The organism is Sphingorhabdus sp. (genome assembly GCF_044338195.1).
Classification (GTDB): domain Bacteria; phylum Pseudomonadota; class Alphaproteobacteria; order Sphingomonadales; family Sphingomonadaceae; genus Sphingorhabdus_B.
Map to the genome: position 1 here is coordinate 136,211 of NZ_JBIIMC010000001.1, position 9,895 is coordinate 146,105.

Below are 9,895 nucleotides of genomic sequence, written 5' to 3' on the forward strand. Positions count from 1 at the left end.
GGCACGTTGGATTCAACGTGTCGCCGTCATTTTTTCTGGCGCGCTGCATTCGTTTATGGGCGTCACTAAACTGTCATTTGAGAGTCACTCGACGGTCACAGCCGCGCGTTAGGGTCTTATCATCAAGCGGATTCGTCCGGGGGACTTAGTGGCAATGACATTGGCAGAAAGGGTTAAAGCGCAGTCGCACCGATTCAGTTCTGTGCCCGCCGGTCGCCTGATCCTTGGCGTTCTGGCCATATTCACCGCCGTTCAAACCGCACGTCTTTTCTGGATATTGTTAACGCCGGTTGGCCCGGTCAATGACTGGCGCGCGCCGTCGGTTAATATTGTGCCACAGTCCGCACGCATGGCGCTATTTGCCGGATTTGACCCGTTTTTTCGCAATGACGCGGCGACGGCGTCCACCCAGAGTGTCACATCGTTAAGCCTGACATTGTTCGGCGTGCGTACCAATGAAAGTTCGGGCGGCGGTTCGGCTATCATCGCGGGTGAAGATGGCGTGCAGAACAGTTTTGCCATTGGCGAAGAAGTCGCGCCCGGCGTCACTTTGGATTCCGTTGCATTTGACCATGTCATATTGTCGCGCGGCGGCGTGAAAGAATCGCTGTATCTTGATCAGTCGGTGCCTGCGGAAACGGTTAGCCCGCCTGCATCAGGTACGTCAGCCACGCCACCGGCGTCCAGCGCAGGCGTGGGCCTGAATGCCGAGACGCTGCAAAAGTCGATCGGCTTTGCACCGCGCAATGAAGGGGGCAGGGTCACCGGTCTCGTTCTGCAAGCCCGCGATGATGGCACGATGTTGCGCCTCGCCGGATTTCAGGCTGGCGACATTGTCGTTGGCATAAACGGCCGCCCCGTATTCTCGGCGGCGGACATTGCTTCTCAAATCAGGCCCGGAGCCCGCTTAAGCGTTGAAGTTGAACGTGGCGGTGCAAAGGTCCCCATTGCTCTAAATCTGGAACAACAGTGATCCGTAAATTTACCCTTTTGGCGGCGTGTAGCGCGCTCGTTTTTGCCCAGCCTATCGCCGCGCAGCAGACATTGAATGTGCGTGATGCCGACATCCGTGCCTTTGTTCAGGATGCCGCCCGCGTCACGGGCCAGACGTTCATTGTGGATGGCCGCGTGAATGGCAAGGTTTCGGTGGTTACCGACCGGCCATTGTCGCGTTCGGAATATTTTGAAGTGTTCCTATCGACGCTGCGCGCAAATGGCCTTGTTGCGATTCCCATTCGTGGCGGTGGTTACCGGATCCAGCCTTCCGATGGCGCTGCAACGCAGCCGACGCGCGTCGGTAGCCGGGCCGCAACTTCAAGCCAGTTTGTAACGGAAGTATTCCGCCTGCGTTCTATCGACGCCACCTCAGCTGTGGAAACGTTGCGTCCATTGATAAGCCGCGAAGGTTCGTTGACGGCCAATAAAAATGCCAACAGCCTTGTGGTCGCCGATTATGCCGACAATATTGGCCGCATCCGCGACTTGCTCCGTCAGATTGACCGCGACAGCGCCGCGACCCAGATCGTCGCGCTCGATAATGCCGGTGCGCGTGAAATTGCCACCGCGCTTCAGGCGCTGGCTGGTCAAGGCGGCGGCGAGGGTGCGAGGCCACCTGTTTCCATCGCGGCCATTGATAGCAGCAACGCCATTGCGCTGCGTGGTGATCCGACGTCGGTTGCGCGCTTTGCCGCGATGGCCAAGGAATTGGATGCGCGCGCACAATCAGGCGCCGAAATTCGCGTGTACCGGCTTGAGCATGCCAACGCCGCTACCTTGCTGGAGACGGTCCAGTCGTTGATTGGCGGGCAGAGCGGATCGTCTGTATCTAGTAATGCGCCACCTGTTGCTGCGCCAGCTGCAGGCGGCGGCGCTGCCCCTGTCGCTGCGCCTATCGTTGCATCTTCGTCGGGAGCCGGCCCCAATGGCATTGGTGGCCGTGGCCCCGTTGTGGTGACCCGCTATGAAGGGACCAACGCCCTTATCATCGCCGCAAACCCCGAAATGCAACGCACGTTGGGCGAGCTCATCCGTCAGCTGGACACACGGCCCGAACAGGTTCTGGTTGAGGCAATCGTTGTTGAAATCGGCAATGAAGCGGCAAAAAAGCTTGGCGTACAATTCCTCGTCGGTGGCAAGGACGCACCATTTGCGGCGACAAATTACGCCAATGCCTCACCCAATATCCTGACGATTGCGGGTGCAATTGGCGCCGAAGAACTGACGCGCACCACGACGACGGTGAATGGCAATACGACCACGACCGCAACGAACAGCGCGCTGGGTGATAGCCTGCAGGAAGCGGCTGCTGCATCGATCCTGAGCGCTACTGGCGGCTTTGGTGGCTTTGCTATGGATATCGGCAAAAATGCGGTCTTTGGCACGATTATCAATGCAATTGCCGCGGACACCGAATCCAACTTGCTGGCGACGCCGCATATTGTGACGCTGAATAACCAAAAGGCAAAGTTCCTCGTCGGACAAGAAGTGCCCGTGAGCAGCGGCGAGCAATTGTCCGCCAATTTCGAAAACGCCTTCCGCACGGTTCAGCGTCAGGAAGTCGGCATCAAGCTTGAGGTGACCCCGCAAGTGAACGCGCAGGGCGATGTGAAACTGTTCCTGAAACAGGAAGTGTCGAGCGTTGCAGGGCCGGTGTCATCGCGCTCCAGTGACCTTATCCTCAACAAGCGCGAGTTTGAAACGACATTGACCGTTGGTGACGGACAATTGCTCGCCATCGGTGGTCTGCTCAATGATGATGAGCGCCGCACGATTGAGCGTATTCCGCTTTTGAGCGACATTCCGCTCATTGGCGAACTGTTCAAATCACGCAGCCGCAGTCGCAGCAAAACCAATTTGATGGTCTTCATTCGGCCGACCATCTTGCGTAGCCGCGAAGATGGCGACCGGTTGACGGCGCGACGTTATGACTATGTCCGCGACATGCAGTTGACGCGCAATCCAGATGCCGAACCCAGCATCGACGAATTGCTGCGCGATTATATGGGCACTGTACCGCCGGTGGCGCCGGATGTTCGGACAAATGACATCATGATCGGTGCTGATGGCAATTTGACGCGGCCCCAGACAGGTGGCGCGTTGCAACCGACGGAGGTTCCGGCAAGCGCGGTCTCGTCCGCCACTGGGGATCCGCAATCATGACATCGCACGAGGGGACGACCGAGCAAGCATCCAATATACCGGCGGAGGCAAACGTCGCAATTGCACCGGCTTTGATCGCGCCTCTGCTCGATTTGCCTTATGCCTTTGCCAAGGCGCATGGTCTGGTGCTGCGGCATGAAAGCGATGGTCGCATCGTTGTTGCGATGCGTGAGGGCGCTGATCCGCTGATGTTGTTAGAGGTCCGGCGCTATCTGTCGATGCCCTTCGATGTCGAAATGGCGGACAATGCGACCTTTGACCGTTATTTGTCCGACCATTATGCCATGGATGGCAGCGCGGCGGCGATGGCTGGCTCAATCGGAACCAATGACGGCGACCTGCTGTCCGATATGTTGCCGAGCGCGGACGATTTGCTCGACAGCGCCGATGACGCGCCCGTCATCCGTCTCATCAACGGCATCATTGCTGAGGCTGTCCGCCAGGGCGTATCCGATATTCACGTCGAGCCATATGAAACGGGCCTGGTCATTCGCATGCGCGCCGACGGTGTGTTGCAGGAACGCCTCCGCTTGCCTGCTAATGTCGCACCGGTTGTCGTCAGCCGTATCAAGGTCATGGCGCGCCTCGACATCGCCGAGCGCCGCATTCCGCAGGATGGCCGCATCGGTCTGACGCTGGGTGGCAAGCTTGTCGATGTGCGTGTGTCGACCCTGCCGAGCCGCGCGGGCGAACGCGTGGTCATGCGTATCTTGGACAAGGAAAATGCCGGCATTTCGCTCGATTTGCTCGGTATGTCGGAAGAAACGCTCAAAATCCTCAATGAGGCATTGGCCGAACCCAATGGCATCATATTGGTCACAGGACCAACGGGGTCGGGTAAAACGACGACCTTATATGCTGGTCTCAAGCGGCTGAACGATGGCACGCGCAATATCCTCACAGTCGAAGATCCGGTGGAATATGCCGTGGAAGGCATCGGCCAGACTCAGGTCAATGCAAAGGTCGGCATGACTTTTGCGGCAGGACTGCGCGCCATACTGCGTCAGGATCCCGATGTCGTTATGGTCGGCGAAATCCGCGATCGTGAGACGGCCGATATCGCCGTCCAAGCTGCGCTGACGGGGCACCTTGTGCTCACCACCGTGCATACCAACGATGCACTGGGTGCGATCACGCGGATGCGCGATATGAAGGTGGAGCCCTTCCTGCTCGCCTCCACCTTGCGTGCGGTCGTCGCCCAGCGATTGGTGCGCCGTCTATGCCCAAGCTGCCGCGAAACGGTTCAGGCCGATGGTAACGCGGCGTCGTTGTTGGGCTTTGACAAGGGGACAGCGGTCTACAAGGCCGTTGGCTGTCCAGAGTGCAACAACACAGGGTTCCAAGGCCGCATCGGGGTGTTTGAAGCGGTCCGTGTCGATGACACCATTCGCCGTCTCATCAACGATGGTGGCGATGAGGCAATCCTTGCGCGCCATGCCTTTGTGAACCAGCCCAATTTGAGCGCAGCCGCGCGCAAACTGGTGCGTGCGGGCTACACGACACCCGAAGAAGCCATTCGCATTTCGCGGCGCGAAGACATTGTAGATGCCTGAATTCGCATATCATGCGATTGACCCTGATGGCCGCGAACAGCGCGGACGGATCGCTGCGGCCAATGATGATGCCGCGCGCGATCGCCTGACGTCCAAGAATCTCTATATTGTGAGCGTCGCACCCGCGCCGGCGCGCGTGTCGGTCCTCGCCAGCCTGCCGATTAAGCGGCAGCCGCGTTTGAATGCCAAGCAGCTGACTTTGTTTACCCGGCAACTGTCGTCATTGGCGCAGGTTTCTCCATTGGAGGAAGCGTTGCGGACGATTAGTCGCCAGAGCGAGCAGCCGCATGTCCGGCAGATACTGACGGAAGTGCATGCAGGCGTGGTCGAGGGCCAACGCCTGTCCGAAGCCATGCGCCGTGAAGGCAACAGCTTCCCGCCATTATACCGCGCAATGATTGCTGCGGGTGAGGGGGCGGGCACATTGCCGCTTATTACGGAACGTCTTGCGGTATTGCTCGAACGGCAGGCCGAGATGCGCGGCAAATTGATTGGTGCGCTGGCCTATCCCGCAATTTTGTCACTGGTCGCGATTCTGGTGGTCATGGGCCTCATGGTCTCCGTGGTCCCGCGTGTTGTCGAACAGTTTGACAATGTGGACCAGCAATTGCCGCTGATTACGCGCATCGTCATTGGCATATCGGCGTTTTTGGCGAATTATTATTGGGTGATTATTATCGCTGTCATCCTTGGTGGCTTGCTGTTTGCGCAAGCGCTTAAGCGGCCAGCGTTCCGCCTGTCGGTTGACCGCACGGTGCTGCGCATTCCGTTGCTTGGGAAGCTGCTGCGCAACCTGCACGCTGCGCGCATGGCGCGCACCTTGGCCACAATGGTTGCCAGCCGCTTGCCGTTGCTGGAGGGCCTGCGCCTGACGGGCGGCACCATTCGCAATAAAGTGCTCTCCGCCGCCAATGACGATATCGTGGAATCGGTGCGGAGCGGGGGCAGTCTGTCGGGTGCCATGCGCACAAGCGGGGTTTTTCCGCCGCTGCTGGTATATTTGACCGCAAGCGGTGAGAGCGCCGGGCAGTTGGATACCATGCTCGAACGCGCGGCGGAATATCTCGAACGCGAATTCGATAATTTCACCAGCACCGCACTGTCGCTTCTCGAACCACTCATCATCGTGGCAATGGGCGGCGTTGTTGCTGTCATCATTTTGGCAATTTTGCTGCCTATCCTTCAACTTCAAAACCTCACGGGACTTTAGTCATGCTCCGCATCATTTTTAATCTGTTCACCGACACAAGCCGTCCGTCAGCGAAATTTAGCCGCAAGGCTGTGGCGGCACAGCGCAATGGCTTCACCTTGGTCGAAATGATGGTGACCTTGTTCATTCTGGCGCTGCTGACGACCATCGTCGCCCTCAACGTCTTGCCAAATCAAGACAAAGCAATGGTGCAAAAGGCAAAGGCCGACATCGCGGTCTTGGGACAAGCGCTTGAGACATATCGTCTGGATAATCTGACCTATCCAGATGCCGGTGCCGGATTGCAGGCTTTGGTCACGCCGCCTGCCGCTGCTGGTATGCGCAGCGTGGGTTATATCAAAAAATTGCCGTCGGATCCGTGGAACCGCCCGTACCAATATACAACGCCGGGCAAGAACGGCGCTTTTAACATCTACTCGCTTGGCGCCGATGGCGCGCCGGGTGGCGAGAATGAAAATGCCGATATTTACGGCGACTAAGCCGTCCATCCATCCCAATGTAAAAGCCGATGAACGCGGTTTCACTTTGGTGGAACTGATGGTGGTTATTTTCATCATCGGCATTGCGAGTGCAGCGGTCGTCATGACGGTGCAGTCAACCGATCGCGGTGCACGTGATGAGGCGGAGCAATTTGCCGCGCGCGTTGCTGCCTTGCGCGATCACGCCATATTACAATCGCGCAGCATGGCGGTAACCGTGCGCCCGTCTGGCTATGGTTTTGAGGCGCGTAATGCTGGCGCGTGGCAACCATTGTCCGAGGCACCTTTTACGGCGACGGATTGGAAAAGTGGCACCTCTGTGCAAATGGCTGGTGCGCGGCAAATGCGCATCGCGTTTGACAGCACGGGTATGCCATCGAGCGCAGCCAAAATTACGCTAAAGCATGATGCGGTGACCGTAACACTTGCGCTGGCCGCGACCGGAGACGTGCGCATTGTCCGGTAATTCACAACCAACACAAAATGGCTTCACATTGTTGGAGATCATGGTTGCCCTGGCGATTTTCAGCCTTGCTGCGCTGGCGATGGTCCGCCTGCAGGGCTATTCGGTGCGCTCCACATCCAATTTGGGTGACAGCGGCATGGCATGGCAAGTGGCGCGCAATGTGGCGGTCGAAATCCTGTCAAACCCCGCGCCGCCAACCTTGGGCGAAACACGTGGCGAAGAAATGAATGGCGGCCAGACTTGGCGCTGGACGGCAACCGCAAGCCCGACCGATGACACGCGCCTCGTGATGGTCGACATCGACGTTGTCGGCACCGGCAATGCCGCCTTGCGTAAGGCGCGTCTGACCATCGCAAGGCCGGTTGAACAATGAACACGGCGCGGCAATCGGAGGCGGGATTTACGCTGATTGAGCTGTTGGTGGCGCTGGCCATTTTTGCGCTCATTTCGGTTGCTGGCGTTACGCTTCTGCGGTCTGGCACAGACACGCAAATTGCGGTGAAAGAACGTCTTGGTGAAATGGCGCTTTCACAACGTCTGACCAACGCGCTGGAGGCGGATCTGGCGCAAGCCATCGCACGGCCCGTGCGCGACCAATCCGGACAGCCGGTGCCTGCCTTCACCCAAGGCGATGCGACTGTGTCCGGCGGCATATTTGGGCTGGTGCGGGCCGGCTGGTCCAATTTTGATGGCGCGCCACGCGCGGGCCTGCAACGCGTGACCTATGCGCTTGAGGATGGGGCGTTGAAACGTCTGAGCTGGCCCATGTTGGACGGTGCTGCGCCTGCTGACGCGGCAACGATGCTTGAGGACGTTGTGACAGCGACCGCCGAATATCGCGATGATAAAGGGCAATGGCGGGGTGATTGGACCGCAACCGATGCGAACGCCTTGCCACGGGCAATCGCCCTGAAGGTTACCGTTAAGGGCAAGCCTGAACAGCGCATGTTGTTCCTTGTGGGGCCGCAGACCCGCATCTTGCCAACACCGAGTGCAGAAGAAGGGGCCGCTGGCTGATGTTGCCCAAGTCATCTGAACGCGGCGCGGCGTTGTTGTCGGTATTGCTGATGGTCGCCGTGCTTGCGGTCATTGCAGCGACGACGCTGGACCGGCTGACGCTGTCGAGCAAATTGTCCACCAATGGCAATAACCTCGCTCAGGCGCGGATGTTTACCTACGCCGCTGAGTCGATTGCGGCGGCGCGGATTGAGGACCTTGTCGCACGCGATGCTGCGCAAACCACTTTGGCAGGCGGCTGGCTGGGGGCTCCGCAAAGCCTGCCTATCCCCATCGGTACGGCAACGGCGACGGTGCGTGACGCAGGCAATTGTTTTAACCTTAATAGCTTGGTGACTAAGTCGGAGGAACGATATCAGGCCAGCACGACGGGTCAGGATCAGTTGACGTCGTTGTTGGTGGTTCTTGGCACTGATGAGAACGCTGCCCGCGCAATCGCAGCTGCAGCAGCGGATTGGGCCGATAGCGATATTACCCCGCTGCCCAATGGCGCAGAGGATGATGCGTACCGCGCCGCGCCTGTGCCTTATATGGTTGCCAATCGGCCTTTCGCCCACCCAAGCGAGCTGCGCGCGGTAAAGGGCGTGAGCCCCGCCATTTATAGCAAGCTGCAGAACTGGATTTGCGTTCTACCCGAAACCATATTGTCGCCGCTGAACGTCAATACCCTATTGCCCGAACAGGCGCCATTGTTGGCGATGCTTTTCCCGCCAGGTAAATTGAATATTGCGACCGCGCGGAGCTATCTCGCCAAGCGGCCATCGAGTGGCTATGGCAGCCTCATTCGATTCTGGGCTGCCCCCGAACTGGCAGCGTTGGAGCCGGCACCTCTGGTTCAAGGGCAGGTCAAACTGACGAGCAATTATTTCTTGCTGGATACACGGGTATCGCTTGGGGAACTGGCGCTCGCCGGGGAATCGATGATCGTCGCTTCGCCTGCGCCAGCGCGCGTCATTTGGCGCAGTTGGGGGGAAGAGGAATGACCGTCGTCATCCTGCGCTTCCCGTCGTCCGACGTCGACGACCCTGCACTTTTCCGCGTGACCGACGGCGTGTGGCAACATGCCGGTTCATTGTCCGAATTTATGCCTTCGGCGGATGATGAAACAGTGATGGCTGTGGTGTCGCCTGCTGATGTGCGTTGCAGCTGGTTTTCGCTGCAAGGGTTGGAGGCGCGCCAAGCAGAAGGCGTGGCCAAGCTTCGCGCCGCCGAACAATCGCTTGGACTGGTGCACAGCAGTGCGGCGCAGCATGTTGGCGATGATTATGTAACAGCCACAATCGCGCCCGAAGTCATGCAATATGGGCTGGATCGCCTAGCAGCGCACGGCGTGAACCCGGACATTGTTGTGCCATTTGGCCTCGCCATTGACCCACCGACGGACATGGTCGTCACCGGCGAGTTTGATGGCATGAATGTTCTTCGCAGCGCCCAATTTGCAATGCCCGATGAGCCTGTTTTCCGCAGCATTTTTGCGAGCCAGACTGCGGTCGAGATTTTGGACGCGGACACAGTGCGGACAATGCTTTGGACATCGAGCCAGCAACCGTTGCTCAATTTCCGCGAGGGTATCTTTGCCAAGAAAGTGCGGTCCATCTGGGTAACGGCAGAACAGCTGACATGGATCAAGCGCCTATGCGTTGCGCTTGTGGCGATCAGTGCGCTGACCATGTTGGTGACACTGGGGAAATATTGGAGCGCCACCAGCAACGAAAACAGCATCGCGCTGGCCGCCGCGCAAAAGGTTGATCCAGCAATCACCGATATTGATCAGGCGGAGGCACAACTGGCCGCCGCCATGCGCAAAAAAGGCATAATGCAAGGGCGCTTTTCGCCATTGTCGGCCGCGTTGTGGCGCAGTGTGAAAGCGTCGCCCAATGTATCGGTGCGTGACATGCGCTTTGGCCAAGATGGCGTTCTGTCGGTCGTTTTGGCCGCGCCAAGTTCCGACAATATCAACCAGACACTAATCGCCATACAGCAGGATGGTTTTCCCATCACCGCCACACCG

Annotated in this window: 10 protein-coding genes; all 10 read left to right on the plus strand. The window is 58.5% G+C overall.

Annotated elements, in window-relative coordinates; all coding sequences use genetic code 11:
- The first annotated feature begins 154 nt into the window (after positions 1 to 154).
- Positions 155 to 973: a type II secretion system protein N gene (locus ACIQZK_RS00615; RefSeq protein ID WP_397574437.1), complete on the plus strand. Its 819-nt coding sequence runs from the start codon at positions 155 to 157 to the stop codon at positions 971 to 973.
- Positions 970 to 3,159: a type II secretion system secretin GspD gene (gene gspD / locus ACIQZK_RS00620; RefSeq protein WP_397574438.1), complete on the plus strand. Its 2,190-nt coding sequence runs from the start codon at positions 970 to 972 to the stop codon at positions 3,157 to 3,159. Before ACIQZK_RS00615 ends, gspD begins: the two co-directional genes overlap by 4 nt.
- The gene (gspE, locus tag ACIQZK_RS00625; RefSeq protein ID WP_397574439.1) at positions 3,156 to 4,712 is read left to right on the plus strand and encodes a type II secretion system ATPase GspE; all 1,557 of its coding nucleotides are present in this window, start codon (positions 3,156 to 3,158) and stop codon (positions 4,710 to 4,712) included. The genes gspD and gspE overlap by 4 nt, the downstream gene beginning before the upstream one ends.
- Positions 4,705 to 5,922 (plus strand): type II secretion system inner membrane protein GspF, encoded by a 1,218-nt coding sequence (gspF, locus tag ACIQZK_RS00630; protein WP_397574440.1) that lies wholly within the window; start codon positions 4,705 to 4,707, stop codon positions 5,920 to 5,922. Before gspE ends, gspF begins: the two co-directional genes overlap by 8 nt.
- A gap of 2 nt (positions 5,923 to 5,924) precedes the next feature.
- Positions 5,925 to 6,401 (plus strand): type II secretion system major pseudopilin GspG, encoded by a 477-nt coding sequence (gspG, locus tag ACIQZK_RS00635; RefSeq protein ID WP_397574441.1) that lies wholly within the window; start codon positions 5,925 to 5,927, stop codon positions 6,399 to 6,401.
- On the plus strand, positions 6,379 to 6,867 hold the full coding sequence (locus ACIQZK_RS00640; protein ID WP_397574442.1) for a GspH/FimT family protein: 489 nt from the start codon (positions 6,379 to 6,381) through the stop codon (positions 6,865 to 6,867). Before gspG ends, ACIQZK_RS00640 begins: the two co-directional genes overlap by 23 nt.
- Complete coding sequence (gene gspI, locus ACIQZK_RS00645) at positions 6,857 to 7,240, plus strand: type II secretion system minor pseudopilin GspI (RefSeq protein WP_397574443.1); 384 nt, start codon at positions 6,857 to 6,859, stop codon at positions 7,238 to 7,240. The genes ACIQZK_RS00640 and gspI overlap by 11 nt, the downstream gene beginning before the upstream one ends.
- Positions 7,237 to 7,884 carry a type II secretion system minor pseudopilin GspJ gene (gene gspJ / locus ACIQZK_RS00650; RefSeq protein WP_397574444.1) on the plus strand — a complete coding sequence of 216 codons (648 nt, stop codon included), beginning with the start codon at positions 7,237 to 7,239 and terminating at the stop codon, positions 7,882 to 7,884. Before gspI ends, gspJ begins: the two co-directional genes overlap by 4 nt.
- Positions 7,884 to 8,867 (plus strand): type II secretion system minor pseudopilin GspK, encoded by a 984-nt coding sequence (gene gspK, locus ACIQZK_RS00655; protein WP_397574445.1) that lies wholly within the window; start codon positions 7,884 to 7,886, stop codon positions 8,865 to 8,867. Before gspJ ends, gspK begins: the two co-directional genes overlap by 1 nt.
- The coding region (locus ACIQZK_RS00660; protein ID WP_397574446.1) for a hypothetical protein at positions 8,864 to 9,895 on the plus strand (1,032 nt) is incomplete at its 3' end. The genes gspK and ACIQZK_RS00660, both read left to right, overlap by 4 nt.

Coding starts and splice junctions, on each gene's coding strand:
- gspE (WP_397574439.1), top strand. CDS start 3,156: ATGACATCGCACGAGGGGACGACCGAGCAAGCATCCAATATACCGGCG.
- gspF (WP_397574440.1), top strand. CDS start 4,705: ATGCCTGAATTCGCATATCATGCGATTGACCCTGATGGCCGCGAACAG.
- ACIQZK_RS00640 (WP_397574442.1), top strand. CDS start 6,379: ATGCCGATATTTACGGCGACTAAGCCGTCCATCCATCCCAATGTAAAA.
- gspK (WP_397574445.1), top strand. CDS start 7,884: ATGTTGCCCAAGTCATCTGAACGCGGCGCGGCGTTGTTGTCGGTATTG.
- gspJ (WP_397574444.1), top strand. CDS start 7,237: ATGAACACGGCGCGGCAATCGGAGGCGGGATTTACGCTGATTGAGCTG.
- gspG (WP_397574441.1), top strand. CDS start 5,925: ATGCTCCGCATCATTTTTAATCTGTTCACCGACACAAGCCGTCCGTCA.
- ACIQZK_RS00615 (WP_397574437.1), top strand. CDS start 155: ATGACATTGGCAGAAAGGGTTAAAGCGCAGTCGCACCGATTCAGTTCT.